Annotated in this window: 24 protein-coding genes and 2 tRNA genes; 9 read left to right on the forward strand and 17 right to left on the reverse strand. The window is 71.6% G+C overall.

The genetic code is table 11. From position 1 onward, the window contains the following. Positions 1–92 precede the first annotated feature (92 nt). The 4 genes from ACO03V_RS06475 to sigK form a co-directional block, all read right to left on the reverse strand. A complete protein-coding gene (locus ACO03V_RS06475) occupies positions 93–977 on the reverse strand; it encodes an aminodeoxychorismate lyase (protein ID WP_423137019.1) in 885 nt (294 codons plus the stop codon). A 351-nt stretch (positions 978–1328) separates the two neighbouring features. After that, on the reverse strand, positions 1329–1967 hold the full coding sequence (locus ACO03V_RS06480) for a DNA-directed RNA polymerase subunit beta (protein ID WP_367726174.1): 639 nt from the start codon (positions 1965–1967) through the stop codon (positions 1329–1331). 114 nt (positions 1968–2081) lie between these two features. Continuing rightward, entirely contained in the window at positions 2082–2912 is an 831-nt protein-coding gene (locus ACO03V_RS06485; RefSeq protein WP_423137020.1) for an anti-sigma factor, read from the reverse strand. Further along, entirely contained in the window at positions 2909–3511 is a 603-nt protein-coding gene (sigK, locus tag ACO03V_RS06490) for an ECF RNA polymerase sigma factor SigK (RefSeq protein ID WP_367726172.1), read from the reverse strand. The genes ACO03V_RS06485 and sigK overlap by 4 nt, the downstream gene beginning before the upstream one ends. 301 nt (positions 3512–3812) lie before the next feature. On the opposite strand from sigK, the gene ACO03V_RS06495 reads away from it, so the two are divergent. Together ACO03V_RS06495 and ACO03V_RS06500 are read left to right on the forward strand one after the other, a co-directional pair. Continuing rightward, complete coding sequence (locus ACO03V_RS06495; protein ID WP_367726171.1) at positions 3813–4481, forward strand: fasciclin domain-containing protein; 669 nt, start codon at positions 3813–3815, stop codon at positions 4479–4481. Between the two features lie 318 nt (positions 4482–4799). Continuing rightward, positions 4800–4875, forward strand: a tRNA-Lys gene (locus ACO03V_RS06500). Positions 4876–5604: 729 nt separating this feature from the next. Here ACO03V_RS06500 and ACO03V_RS06505 read toward each other — a convergent pair. Continuing rightward, the gene (locus tag ACO03V_RS06505; protein WP_423137021.1) at positions 5605–5868 is read right to left on the reverse strand and encodes a ribbon-helix-helix protein, CopG family; all 264 of its coding nucleotides are present in this window, start codon (positions 5866–5868) and stop codon (positions 5605–5607) included. 611 nt (positions 5869–6479) lie between these two features. Between ACO03V_RS06505 and ACO03V_RS06510 the strand changes: the two genes are divergently transcribed. The 5 genes from ACO03V_RS06510 (at position 6480) to ACO03V_RS06530 (ending at position 12835) form a co-directional block, all read left to right on the forward strand. Further along, positions 6480–7400: an AraC family transcriptional regulator gene (locus ACO03V_RS06510; RefSeq protein WP_423137022.1), complete on the forward strand. Its 921-nt coding sequence runs from the start codon at positions 6480–6482 to the stop codon at positions 7398–7400. A 112-nt stretch (positions 7401–7512) separates the two neighbouring features. Then, complete coding sequence (locus tag ACO03V_RS06515; RefSeq protein WP_423137023.1) at positions 7513–9309, forward strand: FAD-dependent oxidoreductase; 1797 nt, start codon at positions 7513–7515, stop codon at positions 9307–9309. Next, a complete protein-coding gene (locus tag ACO03V_RS06520; protein WP_423137024.1) occupies positions 9306–10379 on the forward strand; it encodes a maleylacetate reductase in 1074 nt (357 codons plus the stop codon). The genes ACO03V_RS06515 and ACO03V_RS06520 overlap by 4 nt, the downstream gene beginning before the upstream one ends. A 16-nt stretch (positions 10380–10395) precedes the next feature. Next, positions 10396–11289: a dioxygenase gene (locus ACO03V_RS06525; protein ID WP_423137025.1), complete on the forward strand. Its 894-nt coding sequence runs from the start codon at positions 10396–10398 to the stop codon at positions 11287–11289. 91 nt (positions 11290–11380) lie between these two features. After that, positions 11381–12835 (forward strand): aldehyde dehydrogenase family protein, encoded by a 1455-nt coding sequence (locus ACO03V_RS06530; protein WP_423137026.1) that lies wholly within the window; start codon positions 11381–11383, stop codon positions 12833–12835. A gap of 78 nt (positions 12836–12913) precedes the next feature. Here ACO03V_RS06530 and ACO03V_RS06535 read toward each other — a convergent pair whose 3' ends face one another. From ACO03V_RS06535 to ACO03V_RS06560, 6 genes are all read right to left on the reverse strand, one after another. Then, entirely contained in the window at positions 12914–14203 is a 1290-nt protein-coding gene (locus tag ACO03V_RS06535; RefSeq protein ID WP_367726162.1) for an ABC transporter permease, read from the reverse strand. Continuing rightward, on the reverse strand, positions 14200–14880 hold the full coding sequence (locus tag ACO03V_RS06540) for an ABC transporter ATP-binding protein (protein WP_423137027.1): 681 nt from the start codon (positions 14878–14880) through the stop codon (positions 14200–14202). The genes ACO03V_RS06535 and ACO03V_RS06540 overlap by 4 nt, the downstream gene beginning before the upstream one ends. After that, entirely contained in the window at positions 14877–16445 is a 1569-nt protein-coding gene (locus tag ACO03V_RS06545) for a hypothetical protein (protein WP_423137028.1), read from the reverse strand. The genes ACO03V_RS06540 and ACO03V_RS06545 overlap by 4 nt, the downstream gene beginning before the upstream one ends. After that, the gene (locus ACO03V_RS06550) at positions 16442–17302 is read right to left on the reverse strand and encodes a hypothetical protein (RefSeq protein ID WP_423137029.1); all 861 of its coding nucleotides are present in this window, start codon (positions 17300–17302) and stop codon (positions 16442–16444) included. The genes ACO03V_RS06545 and ACO03V_RS06550 overlap by 4 nt, the downstream gene beginning before the upstream one ends. A gap of 310 nt (positions 17303–17612) precedes the next feature. After that, entirely contained in the window at positions 17613–18323 is a 711-nt protein-coding gene (locus ACO03V_RS06555; protein WP_423137030.1) for a DsbA family protein, read from the reverse strand. Positions 18324–18404: 81 nt separating this feature from the next. Further along, a complete protein-coding gene (locus ACO03V_RS06560) occupies positions 18405–18896 on the reverse strand; it encodes an Lrp/AsnC family transcriptional regulator (RefSeq protein WP_423137031.1) in 492 nt (163 codons plus the stop codon). Positions 18897–18976: 80 nt separating this feature from the next. Between ACO03V_RS06560 and ACO03V_RS06565 the strand changes: the two genes are divergently transcribed. Together ACO03V_RS06565 and ACO03V_RS06570 are read left to right on the forward strand one after the other, a co-directional pair. Next, complete coding sequence (locus tag ACO03V_RS06565) at positions 18977–19954, forward strand: EamA family transporter (protein WP_423137032.1); 978 nt, start codon at positions 18977–18979, stop codon at positions 19952–19954. A 37-nt stretch (positions 19955–19991) separates the two neighbouring features. Beyond that, positions 19992–21584, forward strand: a complete 1593-nt coding sequence (locus ACO03V_RS06570) for a molybdopterin-dependent oxidoreductase (protein ID WP_423137033.1) — start codon at positions 19992–19994, stop codon at positions 21582–21584. A gap of 174 nt (positions 21585–21758) precedes the next feature. On the opposite strand, the gene ACO03V_RS06575 is transcribed toward ACO03V_RS06570, so the two are convergent. The 6 genes from ACO03V_RS06575 to ACO03V_RS06600 form a co-directional block, all read right to left on the reverse strand. Then, a complete protein-coding gene (locus ACO03V_RS06575) occupies positions 21759–22337 on the reverse strand; it encodes an isochorismatase family protein (protein WP_367726153.1) in 579 nt (192 codons plus the stop codon). Positions 22338–22470: 133 nt separating this feature from the next. Then, entirely contained in the window at positions 22471–22866 is a 396-nt protein-coding gene (locus ACO03V_RS06580) for a hypothetical protein (RefSeq protein ID WP_367726152.1), read from the reverse strand. Positions 22867–23032: 166 nt separating this feature from the next. Continuing rightward, a tRNA-Thr gene (locus ACO03V_RS06585) sits at positions 23033–23105 on the reverse strand. Between the two features lie 76 nt (positions 23106–23181). Then, positions 23182–23853: a deoxyribose-phosphate aldolase gene (gene deoC, locus ACO03V_RS06590; protein ID WP_367726151.1), complete on the reverse strand. Its 672-nt coding sequence runs from the start codon at positions 23851–23853 to the stop codon at positions 23182–23184. Between the two features lie 57 nt (positions 23854–23910). Then, positions 23911–25407, reverse strand: coding sequence for an alpha/beta hydrolase (locus ACO03V_RS06595; RefSeq protein WP_423137133.1), 1497 nt, complete (start codon positions 25405–25407; stop codon positions 23911–23913). A 44-nt stretch (positions 25408–25451) separates the two neighbouring features. Then, a complete protein-coding gene (locus tag ACO03V_RS06600; protein WP_423137034.1) occupies positions 25452–26639 on the reverse strand; it encodes a DNA polymerase III subunit delta' in 1188 nt (395 codons plus the stop codon). Positions 26640–26656: the final 17 nt, after the last annotated feature.

A 26656-nucleotide genomic window follows, 5' to 3' on the forward strand; every position in this document is an offset into this window, starting at 1 on the left:
GACGCGTGTTCGAAGGGCTCCCGCTGCGGCGGGGGCCCTTCCGCGTTCTCCGGACCGATGGATGCCGCCACCCCCGGCCCCGCCGAGAGAGCTCAGTCGCGCGGCGTCAGCAGGTAGCGGTTGATCTCGTCGGTGAAAGCGGCGTCGATCGCCTTCTCCGCGCCGTCGACCGCCGAGACCGGCGCCGCCAGCCGGACGCTGGAGAGCAGCCACGCGCTGTTCGACCGGGCGAGGTCGTCCGCCGCGACCGTCTCGTACGCCGTCTCGAACCCGCGCTCCTCGAGGTGGGCGAAGAGGCTGAGCTGGGTCGTGCCGTGCAGGATGCCGGCGTTCGGCGCGGGCGTGACGAAACGGTCGCCGAACCGCAGCACGACGGAGGCCGTCGGCGCCTCCAGCACGAAGCCGTCCGTCGAGACGAACACCGCATCGTCCGCCCCGCGGCGCTTGGCCTCGCGGATCGCCGCCATGTTCACCGCGTACGACAGCGTCTTGGCGCCCAGAAGCAGCCACGGCGCCCGCGCGGGCACGTCCAGCGCGTAGCCGCGGTCGAGCAGGGCGATGCGCACGCCCTCGCGCCGCACACGGGAGTTGTCGGGTGCCGGGGCGAGCGTGACCCATGCCGTCGGCGCCGGACCGTGCTCCACGCCTCGGCTCAGGATGAGCTTGATGACGCTCTCCCCCGGGTCCGCCTCGGCGGCGACCCGCTCCACGGCCGCGCGCCACTGCGCGAGGTTCGGCGTCGGGAGGTCGCAGAGCCGCGCCGAATGCGCGAGACGGTCGAGGTGGGGGCCGACCTCCTGCGGGTGCCCGTCGACGACGCCGATGGACTCGAAGATCCCGTCGCCGCGTTGGGTGCTCAGCTCCCCGACGCTCAGCGCCGGGGCGTTCGGATCGATGACGGTGAACGTGTCGGTGAAGTCGGAGCGGGGATCCGTGGATGCCGCGGGGTCGATCACGAGCGCGAAACGCCAAGCCATGCAGCGAGCCTACGCCGCCGCACCGACACGCCCGGACGTTGTCAACGGGGGTGCCGGGAGGAATACCCGGGGCGGGCTCTTGTTACACTCGTATAGCCGGGCCGCAGTAACCCCGGGCTCCATCTTCTGCCGCTATGAGCGGCCTTGCGCCGAGAGGCGTTCTGCGGTCCGGCACTTACTTCTTCCGGCGTCCGTTCATCGACGAGGGGATGCCACGGGCGCGGCATCCCTTCTGCTCGCCCCGTCAGCGCGGGCCGCCTCGCTCGCCCGGTCAGCGCGGGCCGCGTCGCTCGCGCGGTCAGCGCGTACTTCGTCGCTCGCCCCGTCAGCGCGGGCCGACGCCCGGCTCGCTCACGTCAGCGCGTCGCGTCGCCACAGGGCCGCCGACGCGGCGAGGTCCTCCGCGTAGGTGGACAGTCGCAGCGCACGGGTGGTCAGAGCCGAGGCGCGCTCGGACTCGGTGCTCTCGTAGTCGTCGGCCAGATGGGTCGAGCCGGACGCCTGGACGCGGCAGAACGCCGCCGCGCGATCCAGGGCCACCGCGAAGTCGCCCTCGAACAATCCGCGGAGGATCGTGTCGATGAGCTGCACCAGCTCCTCCGGCCCCGCCGGCGCGGGGGCTCCGGCGACCACGGCATCGACCGTCGACATCTCTACCCGTCCGCGCTCGTAGAGCAGGGCGGCGGTCTGCGGGTCGTCGTGGATCATGAGCTGCAGCAGATACAGCCGCCACAGCGCGCCGGGGAGCGATCGCGCCGGGGACCGGGACCACAGCTCCGCGATGTCGTCGATGCCGTGGTCGGCGGTGAACTGCACGAGGCGCTCGACCACGTCCGCCGTGGGGTCCTCCCGCACACGCGAGAGCAGCGCCTGCGCCGTGCTGTGCGCGACCCGCGAGACCTCGGCGGGGTCCTCCGCGGCGAAGAGGCGGTCGAACAGCTCCGCCGGGCGACGGATCGGCTTGTGGAACTCGCGAGAGGCATCGCTCATCGTTCCAGGCTAATCGCGAGGGTCCGTTCCGGGGGCCGGTTGCGCGCCGTCGGCCGCCGCACGCAACGACGCCCGCGCCGGAGCGCGGGCGTCGGAGCGGTGCAGCGTTCTGCGTCAGGCCGTCGCGAGGAGGACGACCGGGTCGGAGCTCGGCGTGCCGTCGGGTGATCCACCGGCGGGCTCGACCGTCACGGCGATGAGATCGCCCGAACGGTACTGGCCGTCGAGGACGGCGGTGGCGTCACCGGAGGCATCCGGGTCGAAGACGCCCGCCGCGATCGGCGTGCCCTCGCGAACGAACCACAGCTCGTAGGTCTGCTCCGCGGGAAGCGCGGGCATGTCGTCGGTGACGAGCACGCTCTGGCCCGTCGACGCCGACCAGTGCGCGGTGACGGTCGTCCCGTCCGGCATGGTCGTCGTCGTGGACTGCGCGTCGGGCGCGTTCTCGATCTGCTCGAGCGCGATGAGCGATGCCGGGCGGGTCAGCTGCTGGCCGACCGTGACCGCGCCGAATCCGAGCACGAGGACGGCGACGATGGATGCCGCCAGCGTGAACCAGCGGCGCAGTCCCCACGACGATCCGGCCGACGCGGCCGGCGCGACGACGTCGGAGTCGGACCCCTGCGGGCTGTTCTGCACGGTGGCCGGTGCCACGCCGAGCGCGGCGTAGTCCTCGTCGTCGAATGCGTCGCCCTCGTCCATCGCGGTGGTGGACTGCTGCGGCAGCTCGCTGATGCGGGCGAAGAGCGCAGCGCGGACCGAGGCCGGAGGCTCGACGGGCTCGACGGTGTCGCTGATAGCCGCGACCGCATCGGAGGCGTCCCGAACGTGACGGTCCCACAGCGGGTTCCCCGCCAGAGCCTCCTGGAATGCGCGTTCATCTGCGTCCGACAGCGCGTTGAGCGCGTGACCGGCTGCGAGGTCGGCGAAATCCCTCTCGTTCACTTCTCCACCCCCATTTCCTGCCTGAGGCGCGACAGACCGTCGCGCATCCTTGTCTTGATCGTGCCGAGCGGCGCCCCGACGAGAGTCGCGATCTCGCTCTGGCTGTAACCCCCGAAGTAGGCCAGTGCGATCGCTTCTCTCTGCGCGTCGGGCAGCGTCGCCAATGCTTCGGTGACGCGGCGCCCCTCGATCCTCATCTCTACTTTCTCAGAGACGTCGTCGTAGGCGACGTCCATATCCCGGAATCCCGCGCGCACATCCCGATCGGCACTGGACTGCGAGGACCGTACCCGGTCCACCGCCCTGCGGTGCGCGATCGTGAGAACCCACGAGCGTCCTTGCCCTTTGTTCGGAGCGAAACGTCCGGCGGATTGCCAGATCTCGAGGAAGACCTCCTGCAGAACCTCCTCGCTCTGAGAGCGGTCCACGAGGACGCGGAGGATCAGACCGAAGGCACGAGACGACAGCGTGTCGTATAGCTCCGCGAAGGCGACGCGGTCGCCGTCGGCGACCCGTCGCAGGAGATCGCCGACGTGGTCGACGCGGTCGGGCCCGTCGTCGGGAAGAGCGAAGCCGTCGATCACCATGGCATCCATCATTCCTCACCCCGCCTTACAGGCCCCCGTACGCGCGCGCGAGCGCATCAGCGGCTATAGAACCGTTACAGAAGCCGGCGTCGTCCGGCCGATGGATGCCACGGCAGACCGAGTACGAAAAACAATTTAGGAGCCTCTGATCTGGGTTTTCTTAGCCTCCGGCTAGGCAATTCGTAACTTTGCGCAATCCGAAGGTGCGGGGGTGCCGAAGACCCTGTGTACGCCGCCTCACGGCGAACCACCCCCCGCACCGGGGTGTCCTGACGGGTCGCATCACGCGGTCCGACGATTTCGGAGGAATGTCATGCTCACCAACAAGAAGCACGTCGTTGCCGGTCTCGCCCTCGTTATGGGCTCGGCCTTCGCTCTCACCGCCTGTTCGGGTGGCGCGGGCAGCACCGCGACCGAGGAGACCACCGAGCCCTCGATGGAGTCCACCCCCTCGATGTCGGCGTCCGCTGACACCATGGACCCGGCCGCCAACCTCGTCGGCCCCGGCTGCGCCGACTACGCCGCCGCCGTTCCCTCCGGTGCCGGTTCGGTCGAGGGCATGTCCGCCGACCCGGTCGCCACGGCCGCGTCGAACAACCCGCTCCTCACCACCCTCACCGCGGCCGTCAGCGGCCAGCTGAACCCCGAGGTCAACCTCGTCGACACCCTGAACGGTGGCGAGTTCACCGTCTTCGCTCCGGTCGACGACGCGTTCGCCAAGATCGACCCGGCGACCATCGAGACGCTGAAGACCGACACCGACCTGCTGACCACGATCCTCACGTACCACGTGGTCCCCGGCCAGATCGCCCCCGACGAGATCGACGGCACGCACGCCACGGTCCAGGGTGCCGACGTCGAGGTCACCGGCAGCGGCGACTCGATCATGGTCAACGACGCCAACGTCATCTGCGGTGGCGTCCAGACCGCCAACGCGACCGTGTACCTCATCGACACGGTCCTGATGCCCCCGGCTGCGTAATCCACGCACCGGCCGATCGATGACTGATCGGAACTGACGGCGACCGCCGGTGCCCCAGGCGAGGGGGCCCCGGCGGTCGCTTTGTTCGAGGGCGGTCAGCGTTCGCGAGCGTACGGACTTTTGGGGAAGTCCGTACCGCGCGACGCTGACCGCCTTCTTGCATGCGGCGGGGGTCGTCGACCACCCATGCGCGAGCGCCTCGGTCGCGCACGCGGGCGAGCGTCGCCGGCGTCCTCCTCACGCCACCTTGGTCGCGCGCGAGCGCGGGCGTCGCCGGCGTCCTTCCCCGGCCGTCCGCGCCGGTAGGGTGGATGCCACGGGCCTCTAGCTCAGTCGGTAGAGCATCGGACTTTTAATCCGCGGGTCGTGGGTTCGAGCCCCACGGGGCCCACCACTGTCTGCACCCCGCGTTCCTTACTCTCGACCGGGATCGCAGCCTTCAACACCTAGCCAAAGTATGGTGCGGAACGATGGCTTTAGGTCGGCCCACCGCCACGCGAGCCAGTCCTCGCCGACGTCGGCCACGAGAACTCGCGCGTCCGCGGGGTCGACGAAGGTGCCGCGGTTCTTCAAGATCTCAACCTCGGCCAGCCGGATCTCGGCGGTCGTACTACGTGCGTAAGCCGCGCAGCGTTGCTTTGGTGCCGTCCGGCTTCCGCTAGCTGATCCGGTAGGCCCGCTTGCCGAAGGCGACGGCGTGGGCGTGCGCGTGGATGCCGCCCATCACGACTCCCGAGGTCATCGCGTCGGCGGGCGGTGTTCTGCCGTGTGCGCATGATGCATCTTCGACCGAAATCCGGCAACTGCGGTCGGCGGGATCGGGATTCTTGGAGAGTACGCGGAGCGGACAGCACGCTGTTTCGCGGCCGTGACCTCCGCGGCGCGACCTAGGGCAGCAGATCGAGCATCTGCGAACGTGCCTTCATCGCGTGGATGACGAGTTCGTTGCCGCTGTCGAACACGAGCACGACGGTTTCGAGGAAGCGACCTTAGGTATCAAAGCCAAGGCGTAGCTGCCGAGCAGGCGAGTCATCGTCCAGATAGTCGATCCAGATGGGTTCTGACGCCGCTCGCTCGGCATCCCCCGCGGAGATCCCGTGTTTGAGCGCTGCGGGGTGGACCTTCACGTGGCGTATGCGGCGAGAGCGGCGCGGATGAGCTCTGATCGCGTCTTGTGCGCTCGCGCTGCGAGCGCGTCAAGTTCCGCGAGTTCCTGGGGCGTCAGCCGCAGAGCGACGACCTGTGCAGGCTCGGCACCACGGCCCGGTCGGCCTCGGCCGCGCTTCTTGAGCATGTCGACGTCGATCCCAGCCTCGGCCTCGTCCGCCCAGGCCTGGATCTGCTCGTCCGTGACAGGAACACCGTCGATTGTCTCGCCTTCGCTCATATGAAAAACGTATAACGAAAAACATCTCCCGCCTAGAGGAGCCTGATCACCGCGCGCGAGCAGCCGACTCATCGCGGATCGCGGCGAGACTTTCGCGGCCGTCGACGGCTCGCCCGTGCCGACCTTGATAGGACGTCATCCGTCGAGGAGGACCGTCTGCTCAACAGGGTCGCCCGCGGGGCGCAGAGTGACGAGGGGGCGGCCCCGAGGGGCATACTGCACCCGATGAGGGAGATGGATGATGCCAGCACGATAGGGGATCCCGCGACCGGCCATCCTCTGGGCCGAGAGGCCGCCTTGCCCGGCGCCGTGCACCTCATGTCCCCGTATGTGCGGGTGTGCAGCTCACTGCCCTCCCCAGTGCACAAAGTGGGACACGATGGGTCACCACCCCGCGGGCCCCACAGGGCATGTCCCACCATGTGCAGCTCACTGCCCTCCCCACTGCACAAAGTGGGACACCGGCCAGCACGCAGCGACACAGAGCAATAGGACAGAGCCGTCCTTCGAGGGACGCCCGAGGGTTATCCTGGGCCGGAACGCCGAGCGGTCGGCATCCATCCGACCGGGCACGGCACCCCACTCAGCGACGAGGCGAAGGGTTCGCGGACATGGACCGGCAGTTCTTCGCGACACGCCACCTCGCCGAAGCGGACCGCGTCGCGACGTGGGAGGCCCATCACGCCCACGCGCTGGTCGGACTGGGGTGCGCCCTGCCGCGGTCCGGAGCCTTCGACGCCGCGGTGCGGAGCGCCCGCGTCGGCCCCTACGACCTCGCGCACGTCGTGGCCACACCGCACGCGGTGGAGCGCACGCCGCGGCACATCCGGTCGCACGAGTCGCCCGGGTGCGTCCTGTACCTCAGCCGCCGCGGCCGGTCCGAGCTCCGCAGCCGCACCGGCGAGATCGCGCACGGTCCGGGCGCCGTCGTCTTGTGCGAGGGCGACGAGCCCTTCGAACGTCGGTTCCGGGAGGGGGTGGACGAGCTCGTCATCCGGGTCTCCCCGACAGCGACGGCCGATCTTGTGCCTCCGGGCTCCGCTCCGGCCGCCACACTCGTCACGGACGGAGACGCTCCCGTCGCCGCTCTGCTGACCCGCTCTCTCCGCCGGCACGTCGAGGCCGGGCTCTCCCGTCCCGACGATGCCACTGTCGCCGACGACCTCACCGAACGGCTCCGCCTCCTCCTGACGCCCGGGGCGTCCACCTCCGCCGAGGGCCTCCGCACGATCGTCCTCGACCACGTCGACGAGCACCTGCACGAGACGGACCTCACCACCGAGACCGTCGCGGAACGCCTGCGCGTCACCGAACGCACGGTGCGACGCCTGTTCGCACCGACCGGGACGAGCCTCGCCGACGAGATCCGACACCGTCGCCTGACGCGGGCGCACCGCCTGCTGCGGGGGTCCGGGACGATCGCGGACGTCGCCCGGCGCAGCGGGTTCGCCTCGCAGGCCCACTTCAGCCGCGCGTTCCGGTCGGAGTACGGATGCCGCCCGAGCGACGTGCGCACCCTGCCCCCGCTTTGACGAATCCGGACATTTCCGGTCCCGCGACAGCGTTCCCGCCTGCCTCCGCCCATCCGGTCGCATACTTCCCCTGACGCCACATCGACGTGGCTCCGGCACGAAGGACGAACCCATGGCGGCATTCGACGACGGCATCGTGGACACTCCCCTGCCCGGGACCGGGGCGGTGACGACGGACGTCCTTATCGTCGGGACGGGACCGGCCGGCGCCTCCGCCGCCCTGGCCCTGGCAACCCTCGGCATCGACACGATGATGATCACCAAGTACCGGTGGACCGCCAACACCCCGCGCGCGCACATCACGAACCAGCGGGCGATGGAGTTCTTCCGCGACATGGGGATCCAGAAGCAGGTCGAGGCCGACGCGACCCCGCACCACATGATCGGCGACACGGTCTTCTGCACGTCACTCGCCGGGGAGGAGCTCGGCCGCATCCTCAGCTGGGGGACGAGCCCTGCACGCCACGCCGACTACGTCCTGGCCTCCCCCACCCTGAACTGCGACGTGCCGCAGAACTACCTCGAGCCGATCCTCGTCCGCAACGCGACCGCGCGGGGCGCGCAGACCCGCTTCTCCAGCGAATACCTGTCGCACACGCAGGACGAGGACGGCGTCACCGTCAGCGTGATGGACCGCGTGACGGGACGGCCCTACGACGTGCGGGCGAAGTACCTCATCGCCGCCGACGGCGCCCGCTCGCGGGTCGTCGCCGACCTCGACCTCCCGATGGAGGGCCGGATGGACATCGCCGGGTCGATGAACATCACGTTCACGGCGGACATCGACCACCTGGTCGGACACCGGCCCAGCGTCCTGTACTGGGTCGTGCAGCCCGGCTCGAACGTCGGCGGCATCGGCGCGGGCCTTATCCGCATGGTCCGCCCGTGGAACGAGTGGCTCATCGTCTGGGGCTACGACATCAACGGACCGGAGCCGGTCATCGACCACGCCGCCGCCGAGCAGATCGTCCGCAACCTCATCGGCGACCCCGACCTCGACATCACGATCACGGGGACCTCGCTCTGGGGCAACAACGAGATGTACGCCACGCGCCTGCAGAAGGGACGCGTCTTCGCCGCCGGAGACGCGATCCACCGCCACCCGCCGTCCAACGGACTCGGCTCCAACACGTCGATCCAGGACGCCTTTAACCTCGCCTGGAAGCTCGCCGCCGTCCTCCGCGGCCAGGCGGGCCCGGACCTGCTCGAGACCTACACCGCCGAGCGCGCGCCGGTCGCGAAGCAGATCGTCCTGCGCGCCAACAAGTCCGGACGGGAGTTCGGCGAGCTCTTCACCGCCCTCGGCGTCACGGATGCCAAGACGGAGGAGGAGATGCGGGAGCAGATCGAGGAGCGCAAGGCGCCGACGCCGCGCGGCGGGGCCAAACGCCGCGCGATCTCGGCGGCGATGGAGCTGAAGAACTACGAGTTCAACGCCCACGGGGTCGAGATGGGGCAGTTCTACACCTCCACCGCCGTCATCCCCGACGGGACGACGCGACCGACGCCGACGCGCGACCCGGAGCTGTACTACGAGCCGTCGACCGTGCCGGGCTCGCCGCTCCCCCACGCCTGGGTCGGCGACGCGCGCCAGACGTTCTCGACCCTGGACCTCGCCCCGAGCTCCCAGTTCACCCTCTTCACCGGGATCGCCGGGCAGGCCTGGGCGGATGCCGTCCCCGACGTGGCCGCCGCCCTGGGGCTGCCGGTCGCCGCCGTCGTCATCGGGCCCGGTCGCCGCTACACCGACCTCTACTTCGACTGGGAGCGCCTCCGCGGCGTCGACGAGGATGGCGCGCTCCTCGTGCGCCCGGACAAGATCGTGGCCTGGCGATCGATGACCGGGGTCGACGACCCCGCGGGCGCGCTCACCGCCGCCCTCCGGTCCCTCCTCAGCAGGACGACATGACCGCGAGCCTGACGTTCACGCACGCGACACTCCCCGCGCGCGTGGTGTTCGAGACCGGACGCGCCGTCCCGCACGTCGTCAGCGAGGTCGGGAGACTGGGCGCGCAGCGTGTGATGGTCATCGCCACCGCTTCGCAGGCGGAGCTCGCGGACGCCGTCGCCGCGGTCCTCCCCGTCGCGCTCAGCTGGACCGAGGTCGCCCCGCACGTCCCCGTCGAGACGGCCGAACGGGCACGGCGCGCGGCCACGGACGCGGAGACGGACGTCATCGTCGCGATCGGCGGCGGATCGACGACGGGTCTGGCGAAGGCGGTCGCCCTGACCACCGGCATCCCGATCATCGCCGTCCCGACGACGTACGCGGGCTCCGAGGCGACCGATGTGTGGGGGCTCACCGAGAACGGACGCAAGACCACCGGCTCGGACCCGCGGGTGCTGCCCCGCGCGATCGTCTACGACCCCGACCTCACGACGACGCTCCCCCGGGACCTGACCGTCGCGTCGGGTCTGAACGCCCTGGCCCACTGCGTCGACTCGCTGTGGGCCCCGCGCGCCGACCCGATCAACGCCGCGTTCGCGACCGAGGGCATCCGCGCGCTCGGGGCGGGCCTCCGGGCGGTCACGGCGAGCCCCGCCGACGGGTCGGGACGCTCCGAGGCGCTCCTCGGCACCTACCTCGCCGCCGCGGCCTTCGCCTCGGCGGGCTCGGGCCTGCATCACAAAATCTGCCACGCCCTCGGCGGCACCTACGGCCTCCCCCACGCCGAGACGCACGCGATCGTCCTGCCGTACGTCACGGCGTTCACGGTGCCCGCCGCCCCCGCGGCCGAACGCCGCCTCGCCGAGGCCTTCGGGTCCGGGAGCGGGCTGTCCGGACTGCAGGAGCTCCGCCGAGACGTGGGCGCCCCGGTGGCCCTGCGCGACCACGGCTTCCGCGCGGAGGACATCCCCGAGGCCGCCCGCATCATCCTGACGGCCGTCCCCGCCTCGCACCCGAGACCCGTCGCCGAGGAGGACCTGCGGGCGATCCTGACCGCGGCCTGGGCCGGCAGCCCGGCCGAAGACATCTGACGAAGAGGAGAACACCGTGACGGACGACGCACTCTCTGCCGAACAGCGCGAACGCGAGGAGGCGCTGGTCGAGACGGTCGTGGCATCCTTCGCCGACGCCCCCGACGACCGTCTGCGCGAGATCATGCAGGCGCTGACCCGCCACCTCCACGCCTTCGTCCGCGACGTGCGCCTCACCGAGGCCGAGTGGAACACCGGCATCGAGTTCCTGACCGCGGCCGGGCACATCACCGACGACCGGCGCCAGGAGTTCATCCTGCTCTCCGACGTCCTCGGCATCTCGATGCAGACGGTCGCCGTCAACAACGAGGCCTACCTGGATGCCACCGAGGCCACGGTCTTCGGCCCGTTCTTCGTCACGGACGCCCCCTTCGTCGAGAACGGGGGCGACATCGCCGGGGGCGCCCCCGGCCAGCCGTGCTGGGTCGAGGGCACCGTCACCGACACGGAAGGACGCCCCGTCGCCGGCGCGCGCATCGAGGTGTGGGAGGCGGACGAGGACGGCTTCTACGACGTGCAGTACGCGGACGACCGCATCGCGGGCCGCGCGCACCTCCTCACCGACGAGGAGGGCCGGTACAGCTTCTGGGGTCTCACCCCGACGCCGTACCCCATCCCCGCCGACGGCCCCGTGGGCGCGCTCCTCGCCGCCGTGAACCGGTCCCCGATGCGCGCGTCGCACCTGCACTTCCTCGTCGACGCCCCCGGCCTGCGGACGCTCGTCACCCACATCTTCGTCCGCGGGGACGAGCTGCTGGCCTCCGACTCCGTCTTCGGCGTCAAGGAGTCGCTCGTCATGCACTTCGACGAGCAGCCGCCCGGCACCCCCACCCCCGACGGGCGGGTCCTCGCCGACACCGCCTGGTCCCGCACCCGGTTCGACATCGTCCTCGCGCCCGAGCAGGTGTGACGGTCGGCGGGTCCGCGCGACGGACCCGGCCGTCGACGATGCACCGACCTCCGGCATCCCCTCGCCCCCTCCACACGGAAAGAACCGCATCATGACCTTCTTCGACCCGCAGACCTGGGACGGCCGCTACTTCGACGGAACCTGGGCCAGCACGCCCGACACCGCCGCGGTCGTCTCCCCCTCGACCGGTGAGACGATCGGCCGCGTCGCCGCCGCGACGCCCGCCGACCTCGACCGCACGGTGGAGGCCGCCCGCCGCGCGCAGACCGCGTGGGCCTCCGCCCCCGCCGAGGAGCGCGCCGCCGTCCTGCGCCGCGCTGCGGCGATCATCGAGGAGAACACCGACACCCTCGCCCGGTGGCTCAGCGACGAGGCCGGCTCGGCCCACGGGAAGGCGCACTTCGAGGCGGGCCTCGTCGCCAACGAGTTCCACCTCGCCGCGGCGACCGCCATGATGCCGTACGGTCAGCTGCTGCGCTCGGCGCGGCCGCGCCTCAGCCTCAGCCGGCGCCGCCCCGTCGGCGTGGTCGGCGTGATCTCGCCGTTCAACTTCCCCGGCATTCTGTCCGCCCGCTCCCTCGCCCCCGCCCTCGCCCTCGGCAACGCCGTGGTGCTCAAGCCCGACCCGCGCACCAGCGTCAGCGGCGGGCTCTTCTTCGCCGCCGTCCTCGAAGCAGCCGGTGTCCCCGCCGGCGTCTTCTCCGTGCTGCCCGGCGGCGTCGAGGTCGGCTCGGCGCTGGTTGACCACCCGGCCGTGCCCATCATCTCGTTCACCGGATCGACCGAGGCCGGCCGCATCATCGGCGCCCGCGCCGGGCAGCTGCTCAAGCGGGCGCACCTCGAGCTCGGCGGCAACAACGCCCTCGTCGTCCTCGGCGACGTCGACGTGACCTCCGCGGCATCCGCCGGCGCATGGGGATCGTTCCTCCACCAGGGCCAGATCTGCATGACCACCGGACGTCACCTCGTGCACGACAGCATCTACGACGAATACGTCGAGACCCTCAGCGCGAAGGCGGCGGCCCTCCCCGCCGGTGACCCCTCCACGGGCGCGCCCCTCGGGCCCATCATCGACGAGCGTCAGCGCGACAAGATCGACGCGATCGTGCGCGAGACCGTCGACGCGGGCGCCCGGGTCACCGCGGGCGGCGGCTACGACCGCCTGTTCTTCGAAGCGACCGTGCTCGCCGACGTCACCCCCGACCACGCCGCGTTCCAGAAGGAGATCTTCGGGCCTGTCGCCCCGGTGACGCGTTTCGGCTCGGTCGACGAGCTGGTCGACCTCGTGAACGCGAGCGACTACGGCCTGTCGCTCGGCATCCTCGCCAAAGACGCGTTCCGGGCCTACGAGCTCGCCGACCGCCTGCCCAGCGGCATCCTGCACATCAACGACCAGACCGTCGACGACGAGTCGCAGGCACCCTTCGGCGGCGTCGGCGCCTCCGGCACCGGCGCGCGCTTCGGCGGCCACGAGGCCAACATCGAAGCGTTCACCGAGACCCAATGGGTCACGATGCAGGCCGACGTCGCCACCTACCCGTTCTGAGGTCGGACGGGGGAAAGATGCCTCCGGCCCGCTCTTTCCGTGGAAGAGGGCGGGCCGGAGGTCGTCCGTCCCCCTGCGTCAGGCGCCGCGCAGCGCGGCGACCGGCTCGATGCGGCTCGCGCGCAGGGCGGGCACTCCCCCGGCGCCCAGACCGACGACGGCGCCCAGCAGCGCGCCGCCCACGGCGACGACGGGGTCCAGCACCGGCGTCCACTGCTGCGTCAGCGAGACGACGACGACCGCCAGCACGCCGACCGACGCGCCGATGAGCCCGCCGAGGAGCCCGACCACGATCGACTCCACGACGAACTGGCCGGCGATCTGCTGCCGCGTCGCGCCGAGAGCCCGGCGCAGGCCGATCTCGCCGACCCGCTCCATGACCGACAGCATCGTCACGTTGGCGATCCCGAGTCCGCCCGCCAGCAGCACGACCACCGACAGGATGACGAACACCACGTTCACGTCCGCCTGCACCTGTGCACCGAGGTCCGAACGGCCCGACGGCGCGGCCACCTCCATCGTGTCCGGGGCGTCGGGGGCGAGGGCGAGGGCGATCTGCGCGCGCAGCTGCGGACCCGCGCCGATGTCGATCCGCGCCTGCGCCTCCCCCGGAGCCGCCGCCGAGAAGTCCGCGCGCGCCGCCCCGGTGGGGATGACCACCGCGTCTGTCAGCTCCCCGCGCGTCGACGGGGTGCCGTAGATGCCGATGACCGCGTAGGCGAGACCGTCGATGAAGATCGACGGCTGCGTGTCGATGCGGTTGATCCCCAGCCGCTCGGCGGCGCGCTCCCCGAGCAGGGCCACCCGGTCCGCACGTGCGTCGTGCCCCGCGTCGAAGGGGCGGCCGGTCACGGTCTCCGCTCCGACCGTGTCGAGGATGTCCGCCGAGGCGGCGAACAGGCGCGGGGGCGCCGACGCTGCCGCCGACGGGTCGTTGACCGGCACCGACGTGAGCGTTCGTCCCTCGAGGTCGACCTCGCCGATGAGCGCCGCCGCACGCACGCCCGCCAGCCGCTCCATCCGCCCGACGGTGTCCCAGGGCAGCGACGCCGTCGCGACCTCGGTGCCGCCCCGCGCCTGCGCCGTGGCGGGGGTGACGGTGAGCCGGGTCGCGGCGGCCGCGTCGAACTGCGCCGCGATCTGGCTCGCCGCCGTCTGCGCGAATCCGATCGTCGCGACGAGGGCCGCGATCCCCAGGACCGTGCCGGCCAGCGTCATGAGGAGCCGGGCCGGCCGGGCGCCGATGTCGGCGGTCGCCTCTCCGACGAGGTCCGAGAATCGGAAGCGGTCGGCCGCGTCGACCGGACGGAGGTCCGGCGCCGGTGTGGTCTCGGGACGACGCCGCCACCCGCGCAGGCGCCGGATCATGCCGCCACCACCTCGGTCAGGCGACCATCCGCGATCCGCACGGTGCGTCGCGCGCGGTCGGCGACGCCGCGGTCGTGCGTGATGAGGATCAACGTCAGCCCGTCGTCGTTCAGCTCCTCGAAGAGCGTCATGATCTCGCCGGTCGTCTTCTGGTCGAGATTTCCGGTCGGCTCGTCCGCGAGGAGCAGGCTCGGCCGGGTCACGATGGCGCGCGCCACGGCGACCCGCTGCCGTTCCCCGCCCGACAGCACGCCGGGGAGGAAGGTCAGGCGATGCGACAGCCCCACCCGGTCCAGCGCGTCGCGCGCCCGCGTCTCCCGCTCCGCACGCGGCGCCCCGCTGTAGAGCATCGGCAGCATGACGTTCTCCAGGACCGTCCGACGCGGCAGCAGGTGGAAGGACTGGAAGACGAATCCCAGCCGCCGCGCACGGACGGCCGCGCGGCCGTTCTCGTCGAGCCGGCTCGTCGGCGACCCGGCCAGCGTGTACTCGCCCACGGTCGGCCGGTCGAGCAGACCCAGGATGTTCAGCATCGTGGACTTGCCCGACCCGCTCGGCCCGATGATGGACACGTACTCCCCGGCATCCACAGTCAGGTTCAAGCCCTTGAGCGCCTGCACCTCCGGCGGACCCGGGAACGAGCGCGTCACGTCGCGAAGCTCGATGAGCGCCGTCATCGGCCCACGACGACCAGGTCGCCCTCCGCGAGCTCGCCGTCGACGGGTGTCACCTCGACGGCCCCGTCGGCCGCGAGTCCCGTCTCCACCGTGACCAGCCGCGTCTGCGCCTGCTCCCCCTCGCGCGGATCGGACTCCACGACCTCCACGCGCGACTCGCCGCCGGGGCCCGCCGTCAAAGCGGCGAGCGGAACGTTCAGGACGTCCCCCGCGGTGGCCCCCACCGGGATGGACACGCGCACGTTGGTGCCCTGCAGCTGCGCGATCTGCTCGGGGCTCAGCGGCGCCGGCTCGAGACGCACCGTCCATCGCGCCTCTCCGCTGTCGCCCGCCTCGACGGCGGTGATGGTCGCCTCGTGCGCCGCGCCGTCGGGCAGCTCGAACGTGGCCGTCCCGCCGACCTCGAGCAGTTCGGCGTCCGCCTGCGCGGCCGAGCCGGTGAGCGCGATCGTCGCCCCGGAGACGGTCATCGCCGGGTTCTGCAGCGTGGATCCGCGTCGAGCGGAGACGGCGTCGACACGGCGCGGGAGGTCCGTCAGGTACAGCACCTCCCCCGCGGGCAGGTACGGCAGGGCGTCCCGACGCGCCCGGTCGACCGCGGCCCGTGCCTGGTCGAGAGCGGCAATCGCGGATGCCACGGCGCTGCGCTCCGCGGATGTGTCCCGCGGCTGGTCGAGCTGCTGCCGCCGGAGCTCGGCGAGCCCGAGAGCGTCCTCCAGGCCGCCGATGAGCACGGCGTCGCCCGCCCCCGACGCCCGCGCGGCGTCCAGCTCGCGTCGGGCCGCCGCGACGGCGTTGTCCGCCTCACGCCGTTCGACGACACCCGCGCCCGCCTGGGCCGACGCCAGCTCGGCCTGCGCGGCCTGCACCGCCTGTTCCGCGCTGCGCACGCCCTCCTCCGCGCTGGTGACGCCCTCCGCGACCCCGTCCTCGGCGTCCGGGGCCGGGTATCCGGCCTGCGCGTACAGCTGTGCGACGGAGGATGCCGCCTGGGCGTCGAAGACGTCGTTCTCGGGGTCGCCGGCATCCAGGCCGACCGCGCGCATGGCCTGCTTGAACTGGACGACATCCGGGCCGGAGACCCCGACGCGCAGCGAGCGGTAGGAGGGCAGCTCGCCCGGAAGGACGATGACCGGACGGCCGGCCAGCTCCATCGCCACCGCCAGCGGACCCAGCTCGGCTCCGGCCTCGGGCACCTGGCCGGTGATCACGGCAGGTCCCGACAGCGCCGACGTGTCGATCTGCACCTCGACGGGGTCGGCGAACCCGACCTCCCCGCGGATGGTGACGTCGTTGCTCAGCGTCCCGAACCCGACGGGGACCGTCACGAGGCCCGGATCCGGCGGCGCGGCGCCCGCCGCGGCGTCGGCGGGCGAGATGACGAACCGTCCGACCACCAGGCCGGCGACGAGCGCGACCACCGCCGCGACGGCGACGATCCACAGCGTGCGGTTGCGCCGGAACGTGCCCGCCCAGCCCGCGGCGAGGCGGCGCCACGGACTGCGCCGCGGCGTCTGCGCGTCGGTGCTGTCCTGGGGCTCGGTGAGAAGGAGGTCCTCGCTCACGAACGGGCCTGCTCGGCGGCGGCCTTCAGCGCCTCGAGCTCGGTCTTGTGGTCGGCGACGAACTTCTCCTCCGCGGCGAATTGCGCGGCCTGGCTCCCGTCCCGGAAATCGACGTCCTCGCGGCAGTCGAGATCGATCAGCGCGAGGGCGATCTCCTTCTGGCCGAGCTCCACCATCTCAGGTGAATCGGGCGTGGGCCCGGGGCCCTCCGTCACGTTCTCCCACATCGCGTTGTATTCGTCGTTGATGGACTGCTGAGCCTCCGTCTGCTCGGTGAATCCGGGCTGCCCCGCCTCATCCATGCACGCGGCCCAGGCGGAATTGAGCTCCGCGAATTCCGGGCCGTCCTGCATCGTGTTCCAGAAGTCGTTGAGGGACTCGCTGAGCGCCGCGAACTCCTCGGTCGCGAGCGGGTCGGCATCCTGAACCTCGTGCTGCGCCATGCCGGAGCACCCGCCCTTCGTCCAGTCGTACTCGTACGAGCCGTCCTCGGCGAGTTCGTCCTCGGACGGACTGGGGCCGTAGAGCGCCTCCCAGTAGGCGGTCTGCTCGGACTCCGACAGGCTCTGGACGTAATCGGCGTTCGGGTCCTCCACCGTCTGCTCCGGGTCGACGGGCTCGTCACGGCCCGGGAAGTCAATCATCCCGTAGCCGTACCGCGCCACCCAGTCGCGGTCGTCCGGCTTCCATTCCTCCCCGCTCGAGAAGGAGATCGAGCTGGATGCCGTGTTCGGAATGTACTCGAAACCCTCCTCGGTCATGCAGGTCGCCGTCAGCTCCTCGCGCTGCGTGTTCTGCTCGTCGAAGCGGGCCTGCTGCTCCGCCTCGCTGAGGTCGCCACCGTAGACCGCGTTCATATACGGGGTGAGCGGCGTTTCCTCCTGCTCGGATTCCACGGGACCGGAACACCCGGAGAGGAGGACGACGATTCCTCCGAATGCGGTGGCGAGAATGAGGCGAGGACGAGCAGCCATTGGTTTCCTTCGAGTCGGGTACGGTTCCGATGCTAAAGAGGCCGCGCATTTCGCGCGTCATCCTCTCGGTGTATCTCGACCGCCTCTTTTCGCGGCGAAAAGAGGTGTCGTGAAGACCGTGTCCGGATATTCCGGTTCCTTACAGCGCGCCGCGTTTCGGCGCCGAATGGTGATCCTCGCCTCACCCTCATGATCACAACGCGTCGTAGAACTGACGGAAAGCGCCCTCCTGACCTCCGTTCCCGCTGAACAGGTCGCCGTTCACCAGCACCAACGGCACCCCCTGGAGGGACGGCACGTCGGCGGTGGTCGGCAGGGGTCCCCGCGTGGCCGTCGCCGTCTGAGCGTCGACCCACGCGCGGTACGACGCGAGGTCGCTGTCCCGGACGGCGGGATCGGCACCCGCCTCGACCACGATGTCGAGGAGCCGGTCGTCCGTCAGCCCGACGGTGTTCTCGGCCGGCTGGTTGCGGAAGAGCGCGGCGATCACGTCGGCCGTCGCCGAGGGAGTCGTGGCCGCCGCGGCCGTGAGCACGGCCGCCGCCCGCGACGAGTACTCCGTGCCGCGCGACAACCGGTTCAGGATCGCCACCGGGTGGATGCGGACGGTCGCGCGACCGGCCTCCGCCTCCGCGGCGAGCATCCCGCCCGCCGTCTCCTCGAACATCCGGCAGTACGGGCACATCGGGTCGACGTAGACGTCCACGATCTTCGGACCCGTTCCCATGCGGATCCAGCCCTCGTCGAAGGAGACTCCGCCCTCCTCGCCGACGAGCTCCCTCGACGTGGGGTGCGCCGACGGGGAGGCGGGGGCGCAGGCGGTCGCGCCCACGCCGAGGACGACGACGAGCGACGCGGCGGTCACGACACGGGCGAGGACACGGGTGAGGGGGTGAGCGGGCATGGAGGGTCGTCCTTCCGTCGGGGAGGCGGGGCGCGTGTCGCCCCGCTCGCTGTCTCCCCTCTGGACGACGGCCCGGCCCGATCATGACGCGGCGCGGCGGATTTCACCCTCCCCGAGCGGCAGCGGCGACACCGGCTTCGTCTCCGCGAAGGCGAACGTCGTGTCGATGGAGGCGAGGGACGGGATGCCGCGGAGGTGCTCCCGCAGCAGACGTTCGTACTCCGCGAAGCTCGGCGTGACCACCCGCACCAGGTAGTCCCAGTCCCCGGCGAGGAGGTGCGCCTCGACGATGTGCGGGATCTCGCGGAGCCGCTGCTCCACGGCATCCACCGTCGCCCCCTCGTGGGAGGCGAGCCGCAGGCGGACGAAGGCGGTGATGGTCAGATCGACGGCCTTCGGGGAGACGACCGCGCGATAGCCCTCGATGATGCCGGCCTGCTCCAGGTGACGGACGCGGCGCAGGCACGGCGACGGGGACAGACCGACGCGGTCGGCGAGATCCTGGTTACTGAGGCGGCCGTCGTGCTGCAGCTCGCGCAGAATGCGCCGGTCGATGTCGTCCAAGGTAATCATGAGGCAGATTCTGCCAATCAGACGCTGATTCGAGCAATATTTGCAATCGTCTGCCGCCTGCGCGAACCTAACCTCGAAGCGTGACCACTCACGCGCTCGGCCGCCCCGCGCTCCCCGCCCGGACCGTCCGCGGCGCCGCCGCCCTCGCCGCGGTCGTCGTGCTGTGGTCCACGTTCGCCCTGTCGAGCCGCGCGCTCGAGGGGTCGACCCTGACGGTCGCGGACGGCGCGCTCCTCCGCTTCGCCGTGCCGGCGCTCGCCCTCGCCCCGTGGATCCCCCGGACCGTCCGCGCTCTCCGCGGCGAACGGGTGGGGGTCCTGGCCCTGGTGCTTCTGGCCGGCCTGCCCCACTTCCTCCTCTTCGCCGGGGGTGCCGACCTGACCTCCGCCGGGCTGACGGGCCTCATCGTGCCGGGGACGGTGCCGCTCTTCGTCACGCTGCTGGTGTTCCTGCGCACCCGGGTCGCGGTGCCGCGCCGGCGGCTCGCTGCCCTGGCCGCCGTCGTCGTCGGGGTGGCGGTCAGCGCGCTGCTGACCGGCGGCGACGTGCAGGCGAGCGGCATCGCCGTGCTCGTCCTCGCGGGATTCGTCTGGGCGCTCTACACCGTCGGACTCTCGGCCACCCGGCTCGACCTCCCCGCCGTGATGGTCGTCGTGAGCGTCTCGTCGACGGTCGTGGTCCTCCTCCTCGCGGCCACCGGGGCGATGCCGTCGCACCTCCTGGCCGGCCGGGCGGACTGGTCCCAGGTCGGCACGTTCGCGCTGCTGCAGGGGGTGGGCACGGGGCTGCTGTCGACGGCGTGCTACGTCGTCGCAGTCAAGAACCTCGGCGGCAGCCTGGCCGGCGCGGCGGGCGCGATGAGCCCCGTCCTCACCGCCCTGATCGCCGTCCCGCTGCTCGGCGAACCGGTCACCGCGGGGCTCGCGCTCGCGCTCGGGCTGATCGTGGCGGGCGTCGTCGTGTTCCACGTCCCCACCCCGCCCCGGCGCGCGCGGATCGACCGGCCGAGCAGCGCGTCCGCGGCATCCGTTCCCCTGTCCGCTCCGAACAACCCTTAGGCGCGTTCTGCATGCGCCGTCGGACGAGAGGGATGCCATGACCAGCGACACGGTTGCCGAACGCCCCACCGCGAAGCGGGTGCGCCGACCGCACGCGTGGCTGTGGGCCTCGCTCGCCGGCATCGTCTCGGCCGCCGCGCTGCTCGCCGTGGCCGAACTGCTCGCCACCCTCGTCGCCCGTTCCGCCAGCCCGGTACTGGCCGTCGGGTCGTTCATCGTCGACATCGTCCCGCGTCCCCTCAAGGAGCTGGCGATCACCCTCTTCGGCGAGGCCGACAAGATCGCGCTGCTCGCCGGGATCGGACTCGGCGCGGCCGTGGCCTCCGCCGTCGCCGGCGTGCTGCAGTACCGCTTCCGCCCGACCGGGGCGATCCTGCTCGGGATCGGCGGCGCCCTGGCGACCGCGGCGATCCTCACCCGCGCCAATGCGGGCGCCCTGTCGTTCGTGCCGCCGGTCGTCGGCACCGTCGCGGGCATCGTCGTGCTGCTGCTGCTCGTCGGCCGGCTCCGCCGCTGGGTGGCCGCCGCGACCGCCGACGGCGCCGACGCGAACGAGGTCGGCATGAACCGTCGCGGCTTCTTCCTGATGACGGGGATCGTCGGCGCGGGCGCGATCGTCGTCGGCGTCGGGGCGCGCATCCTGAACGCCACCGTCGCCTCGGTGTCCGCCGCCCGCAACGCGCTGAGCCTCCCCGCCCCGCGGACCACCGTCACCATCCCCGAGGGCGCCATGCTCGACGTCGACGGACTGACGCCGCTCATCACGCCGAACGAGGACTTCTACCGCGTCGACACCGCCCTCACCGTCCCGAACGTCGACCCGAACACCTGGAGCCTGACCATCGACGGCATGGTCGACCAGCAGATCGAGATCAGCTTCGACCAGCTCGTCGGCATGGGCCTGGACGAGTACGGCGTCACCCTCACCTGCGTCTCGAACGAGGTCGGCGGCGGACTCGTCGGCAACGCGATCTGGACCGGCGTCCCCATCCGCGACGTGCTCCGCATGGCCGGTGTGCAGTCAGGCGCGGACATGGTGCTCTCCGAGAGCGTCGACGGGTATACGGCATCCACCCCCCTCTCCGCGCTGACGGACGACAACCTCGACGCGATCTTCGCGGTCGAGATGAACGGCGAGCCGCTGCCCTTCGAGCACGGCTTCCCGGTCCGTATGGTCGTCCCCGGGCTGTACGGGTACGTGTCGGCGACGAAGTGGGTCACCAAGCTCACCGTGACGACGTTCGCACAGGACGAGGCCTACTGGACGCCCCGCGGCTACTCCGCCGAGGCGCCGATCAAGATGTCGTCCCGCGTGGACACGCCGAAGATCGGCACCCCGGTGGCGGCCGGTCGCGTGCCGATCGCGGGCATGGCATGGGCGCAGCCGGTGGGCGTGAAGAGCGTCGAGGTCATGATCGACAGCGGCGAGTGGCAGCAGGCGACGCTGTCGACGCCGGTCAATGACTCGACCTGGGTGCAGTGGATGCTGGAGTGGGACGCCGAGCCCGGAACGCACTACATCACGGTCCGGGCCACGGACAACGACGGCAACGTCCAGGTCCAGGAGCAGGCCCCGATCGCCCCGAACGGCTCGAGCGGATGGCAGCGCACGCTCGTCACCGTGTCCTGATCCGAGCGGACGGCGTCGGACCTCCGGGTCCGGCGCCGTCGTCGTTCCCGGGAGACGTTCTCCCCGTGGCGGGTCCCGGCGCTCTTTCCGACGCGGGTTCCGTGGTTCGCCCTGCCGCGGGTTCCGGCGCCTTTTGCGTGGTTTGTCCCGGCGCCCTTTCCGACGCGGGTTCCGTCAGAAGCGCGAGGTCGTGAGCACGGCCCCGGCCGCCTCGATCTCGTCCAGTGCTTTCTCGCTCGACACCGGATGCACCCCGGCGACGAGGTCGGTCAGCACGCGGACGTTGCGCCCCGCACCGAGGGCGTCCAGGGTCGACGCCCGGACGCAGTAGTCCGTCGCGATGCCGACGAGATCGATGTCCCGGATGCCGTGGGCGTCGAGGATCTGGGACGCGGTCTCACCCTCGTCGGAGACGCCCTCGAACAGCGAGTAGGCGGGCTTGCCCTGCCCCTTCTTGAGGTGGTGCGTGACGCGGGTGGTGTCGAAGACCTCGTCGTACTCGGCGCCGTAGGTCCCGCCGACGCAGTGCACCGGCCAGGTGTCCACGAAGTCGGGAGCGTCCGAGAAATGCCCGCCGTTGTCGTCCGTCCCGTGGTGCCAGTCGCGGGATGCCACGATGACGGCGTAGTCGTCGGCGTGGGCCTGGAGGTACCGGCTGATGCGTTCGGCGACGGCATCCCCGCCCTCGACCCCGAGCGCCCCGCGCTCGGTGAAGTCGTTCTGCACGTCGACGATGAACAAGGCGCGGGTCATGCTCCGAGCCTACGCGCGGCAGGATCCCGACGGGTGGGCCCGGCCCGGGTGCGGGCGCCGCCGGGGCAGCCCGGGCGCGGGCACCGCCGGGGCGATCAGCCGCGGCCGGGGCGGTCAGCCGCGGCCGGGGCGGTCAGCCGCGGGCGAAGAGGAGGACGATCGACAGCACGAACGCCAGGACGCCGAGGCCCAGAACGCCGGCGGCGAGGAGCGCGACGAAGCGGACGAGCGGCGACTTCTGCGTCAGCCGCATGCGGTGCACGCTCCCCCGCCGATGGAAGATGTCGACCATGTCGGCCGAGCCCACCTTGGCCTCGTCGTGAGGCGACAGCGGCGCCTCGTTCACTCCGCCGTTCTCGTCGAACCACCGGACCACGCGGTGGCCGTCCATCTGCTCCACGACGGCCCGCGCGGGCACCCAGGTGCCGTCCGCGAGGAAGAGGATCAGCGCGACGAGCGCAAGCAGCAGACCGACGCCCAGTCCGACCCAGGAGAAGATCTCGATGACGGCGTCCAGGGCGTTCGACACGGGGGCTCCTGCGGGGTCGACGACGGGGACGGTCCGCCCAGCCTATCGGTCGCCCCGCGGCGGGACCGGGGTGCGCGCACCCCGGCGCCGGCGGATCATGGATGCCACGGCGGTGGCATCCATCCAACGAGAAGACCCCCGGACGCACTGTCCGGGGGTCTGTCCGAGCCACCTAAGGGAATCGAACCCTTGACCTATTCATTACGAGTGAATCGCTCTGCCGACTGAGCTAAGGTGGCCTGCGCCGCTCTCGCGTGCACGATCATCGATCTTACATGCTCGAGCGGTCCGCGACGAACCGAGGCGGGCGGGGGCTCAGTAGTCGCCGGTCGCGGAACGGTCCGCGAGGATGTCGCGGCTGGACGACAGTCCGAGGCGGGTGGCGCCGGCGGCGATCATCTCCTCCGCGGCGGCACGGGTGCGGATGCCGCCGGAGGCCTTGACCTCGGCCCGGTCGCCGACGGTGCGCTTCATGAGCTGCACGGCGTGGACGCTCGCGCCGCCCGCCGGGTGGAACCCGGTCGAGGTCTTGACGAAGTCGGCGCCCGCCGCGACGGCGGCCTCGCACACGGCGACGATGGCGTCGTCGGAGAGGGCGGCGGACTCGATGATGACCTTCAGCACGGTCGGCGCCGGGGCGGCGGCGCGCACGGCACGGATCTCGGACTCGACGACGTCGTAGCGCCCCTCGATCGCGGCGCCCACGTCGATGACCATGTCGATCTCATCGGCGCCCTGCGACACCGACAGCGCCGCCTCGGCGGCCTTGACCTCGGCGTGGTGCTTGCCGCTGGGGAAGCCGCACACCACCGCGACCTTGAGACCCGCCGGGACCTCGACGGGGAGGAAGGACGGCGACAGGCACACGCTGTAGGTGCCGAGCTCGGCGCCTTCCGCGATGATGCGCTCGACGTCGGCGCGCGTCGCCTCGGGCTTGAGCAGCGTGTGGTCGATGTAGGTCGCCAGGTCGGCAACGGGCGCGGTCATGCGGACTCCTTCGGGTGGGACGCACTCCAGCCTATGCGCGGGGCGTCCCGGACGCGGTCACTCGCAGCGCAGGCCGTCCTCCGGCACGGTGCCGTCGACGAGGAAGCCCTCCACCGCCGCGTCGACGCAGGCGTTACCCCGGTTGTACCCGAGGTGTCCCTCGCCGACGCGGGTCACGAGGACGCCCTGGGAGAGCTGCGCGGCGAGCGACTCCGCCCAGGGGTAGGGCGTCGCCGGGTCGCCGGTGGTGCCGACCACGACGATCGGCGGGGAGCCCTCGGCCGTGATCTCGCCGCGCGTGCCCGTCGGGGGGTACGGCCAGGCGTCGCACACGCTCGGCGTCTGCCAGTACGGCGCGATCGTCGGGGCCTCCCGCTCGATGCGCTCCTGCAACGCGGCCTCGTCAGCCGGGTCGTCCTCGACGGGGTAGTCCATGCAGTTGTAGGCGGTGAAGGCCTCGGTGGAGTTGTCGAGGTACTCGCCGCCGACGCGCCCGTTGTAGGAGTCGGCGAGCTGGAACGCCACGTCCGCCTGACCGTTCCCCACATCCGCCAGGGCGGCGCGGAGGAACGGCCAGCTCTCCTGGCTGTAGAGCGCCGCGATGATCGCCGTCTGCAGGCTGTCGGCGCCGAGACGGCGTCCGTCCGACGCGGTCAGCGGGCGCTGGTCGACGCGGGCGAGCAGCGCGGACAGATCGGCGAGAGCGTCGTCGACGGAGCCGGCGAAGGGGCAGGACGACAGCGTCAGGCAATCGGTGAGGAACGTCCGCAGCGACTCCTGGAATCCGACCGCCTGCGAGATGCCGACCTCGCTGCCCGACACCGACGGGTCGATGGCGCCGTCGAGCACCAGACGCCCGGCTCGCTCGGGAAAGAGCTTGGCGTAGGTGGCCCCGAGGAACGTGCCGTACGAGTAGCCCAGGTAGTTCAGCTTCTCGTCGCCGAGCACGGCACGGAGGAGGTCCATGTCGCGTGCGGCGTTCTCGGTGGTGATGTAGGGCAGGATGCCGTCGCTGTTCGCCTCGCACGCGGCGGCGAAGTCCGCGTTGCGCTGCTCCACCGCGGCGGTCCACTCGTCGCTGCCGCGCTCCCCCGGAACGATGTCGTACAGGAAGGCGTCCAGCCCGGCCGGGTCGTAGCAGGTGACCCGGGTGGACTCCCCCACTCCGCGCGGGTCGAAGCCGATGACGTCGTAGTTCTCGACGAGGTCCTCGCCGGCGACGAACGACAGGGAGTTGAGGACGAAAGACGTGCCGCTGCCGCCGGGGCCGCCGGGGTTGGTCAGGAGCGAGCCGAGCGGCTGCCCGGAGGTGGCGCGGTGCCGGACGAGGGCGAGCTCGAGGTCGCCGGCCGACGGGTCGGCCCAGTCGCGCGGCGCGGTCACCCGCGTGCAGTCGTACCCGGTGCCGCCGCAGTCCTCCCACGCCAGAGTCTGGCCGTAGTACGGCAGCAGAGCCGGATCGATCCCGTCCGTGACGGGAGTGGCGGACGCGCCGGTGTCGGGCGCGAGGGGCGGGATCTGGGCGTACAGGCAGCCGGACAGAGCCATGCCCATCGCGACCACCCCGGCGATCACGGCCGCCAGGCGCCGACCGACGCTCACGGCGCGGATCCGTTCGCGACGGTGATCAGCAGGCTCTCGAGCGCGAGCAGCGGGGCGGCGTTCTGCTCCAGCGCCCGCCGCGTATCGGCGATGCGGTCGAGCACGCCGAGGGTGCGGGCCGGGGTCCACTCCATGGCCAGGGCACGGAGCTCGTCGAGGCGCTCGCTGTTGATGAGGCCCTCGTCGCGCCCGTACTGGAGCATGACGATGTCGCGGAACAGCGACTGCAGGTCGGTGAGGACGCGGTCGATGCCGTCGCGGAGGCTGCGGGTGGCACGGCGCTTCTGATCGTCCTCGAGGGCGTTGACCTGCCCGCGGAACGACGGCGGCACGGCTGCTCCCTCGGCGACCCCGAGCATGCGCAGCAGGGCGCGCCTCTCCTCCTCGTCACGCGTCGCGGTGAGCGCCTTGGCGTCGTCGGTGGCGAGCTTGACGATGCGGCCGGCGACGTCGACCGCGTCGCCGACCCCGCGGACGCCGAGCACGGCGGCCAGGGTCTCGGCCCGGCGGGCGCGCGCGCCGTCGTCGGTGGCCAGGCGCTGCGCCATGCCGATGTGGCGCTGCGCGTGGCGGGCCGACTCCTCGGCGACCTCCGGTGCGACTCCCGTCCGCTCGACGATGAGGGCGGCGACGTCGTCGACGGACGGCTCGCGCAGCCGGAGCATGCGCACGCGCGAGCGGATGGTCGGCAGGAGGTCCGCGTCGCTCGGGGCGCAGAGCACCCAGACCGTGTGCTCGGGCGGCTCCTCGAGAGCCTTGAGGAGCACGTTCGACGTGCGCTCGGTCATGCGGTCGGCGTCTTCGACGACGATCACGCGGTAGCGTCCCAGCGACGGCGCGAAGTAGGCGCGTTCGACGAGCTTGCGGGCCTCGTCGATGCGGATGACGACCTGCTCGGTGCGCAGCGCCGTCAGGTCGGGATGCGTCCCGGAGAGGACCTGCCGCTGCGCGTGCTCGTCGTGCGGGTCGGCGATGAGGGCCGCGGCGAAAGCGTGGGCCAGCGTCGACCGCCCCGATCCCGGAGGACCGGTGATGAGCCACGCGTGCGCGAGCGCCGACGGGTCGGCAGCCGCTCCGCGGAGGGTGGCGACGGCCTCGTCCTGCCCCCACACCGCGTCCCACGGGAACGGCGCCGGGGCGGGGCGGAGGGCGGCGCCGGGAGGCGAGGCGAGCGCGGACGTCATGCGGTCCAGCCTAAGCG

It is taken from the genome of Microbacterium sp. HMH0099, from assembly GCF_049384025.1.
In the GTDB taxonomy this organism is placed as follows: domain Bacteria; phylum Actinomycetota; class Actinomycetes; order Actinomycetales; family Microbacteriaceae; genus Microbacterium.

Excerpts from the sequence above, each read along its gene's own strand:
- ACO03V_RS06475 (WP_423137019.1), bottom strand. The coding sequence starts at position 977 with ATGGCTTGGCGTTTCGCGCTCGTGATCGACCCCGCGGCATCCACGGAT.
- ACO03V_RS06480 (WP_367726174.1), bottom strand. The coding sequence starts at position 1,967 with ATGAGCGATGCCTCTCGCGAGTTCCACAAGCCGATCCGTCGCCCGGCG.
- sigK (WP_367726172.1), bottom strand. The coding sequence starts at position 3,511 with ATGATGGATGCCATGGTGATCGACGGCTTCGCTCTTCCCGACGACGGG.
- ACO03V_RS06495 (WP_367726171.1), top strand. The coding sequence starts at position 3,813 with ATGCTCACCAACAAGAAGCACGTCGTTGCCGGTCTCGCCCTCGTTATG.
- ACO03V_RS06505 (WP_423137021.1), bottom strand. The coding sequence starts at position 5,868 with ATGAGCGAAGGCGAGACAATCGACGGTGTTCCTGTCACGGACGAGCAG.
- ACO03V_RS06510 (WP_423137022.1), top strand. The coding sequence starts at position 6,480 with ATGGACCGGCAGTTCTTCGCGACACGCCACCTCGCCGAAGCGGACCGC.
- ACO03V_RS06515 (WP_423137023.1), top strand. The coding sequence starts at position 7,513 with ATGGCGGCATTCGACGACGGCATCGTGGACACTCCCCTGCCCGGGACC.
- ACO03V_RS06520 (WP_423137024.1), top strand. The coding sequence starts at position 9,306 with ATGACCGCGAGCCTGACGTTCACGCACGCGACACTCCCCGCGCGCGTG.
- ACO03V_RS06530 (WP_423137026.1), top strand. The coding sequence starts at position 11,381 with ATGACCTTCTTCGACCCGCAGACCTGGGACGGCCGCTACTTCGACGGA.
- ACO03V_RS06535 (WP_367726162.1), bottom strand. The coding sequence starts at position 14,203 with ATGATCCGGCGCCTGCGCGGGTGGCGGCGTCGTCCCGAGACCACACCG.
- ACO03V_RS06540 (WP_423137027.1), bottom strand. The coding sequence starts at position 14,880 with ATGACGGCGCTCATCGAGCTTCGCGACGTGACGCGCTCGTTCCCGGGT.
- ACO03V_RS06550 (WP_423137029.1), bottom strand. The coding sequence starts at position 17,302 with ATGAACGCGGTCTACGGTGGCGACCTCAGCGAGGCGGAGCAGCAGGCC.
- ACO03V_RS06555 (WP_423137030.1), bottom strand. The coding sequence starts at position 18,323 with ATGCCCGCTCACCCCCTCACCCGTGTCCTCGCCCGTGTCGTGACCGCC.
- ACO03V_RS06560 (WP_423137031.1), bottom strand. The coding sequence starts at position 18,896 with ATGATTACCTTGGACGACATCGACCGGCGCATTCTGCGCGAGCTGCAG.
- ACO03V_RS06570 (WP_423137033.1), top strand. The coding sequence starts at position 19,992 with ATGACCAGCGACACGGTTGCCGAACGCCCCACCGCGAAGCGGGTGCGC.
- ACO03V_RS06575 (WP_367726153.1), bottom strand. The coding sequence starts at position 22,337 with ATGACCCGCGCCTTGTTCATCGTCGACGTGCAGAACGACTTCACCGAG.
- deoC (WP_367726151.1), bottom strand. The coding sequence starts at position 23,853 with ATGACCGCGCCCGTTGCCGACCTGGCGACCTACATCGACCACACGCTG.
- ACO03V_RS06595 (WP_423137133.1), bottom strand. The coding sequence starts at position 25,407 with ATGGGCATGGCTCTGTCCGGCTGCCTGTACGCCCAGATCCCGCCCCTC.
- ACO03V_RS06600 (WP_423137034.1), bottom strand. The coding sequence starts at position 26,639 with ATGACGTCCGCGCTCGCCTCGCCTCCCGGCGCCGCCCTCCGCCCCGCC.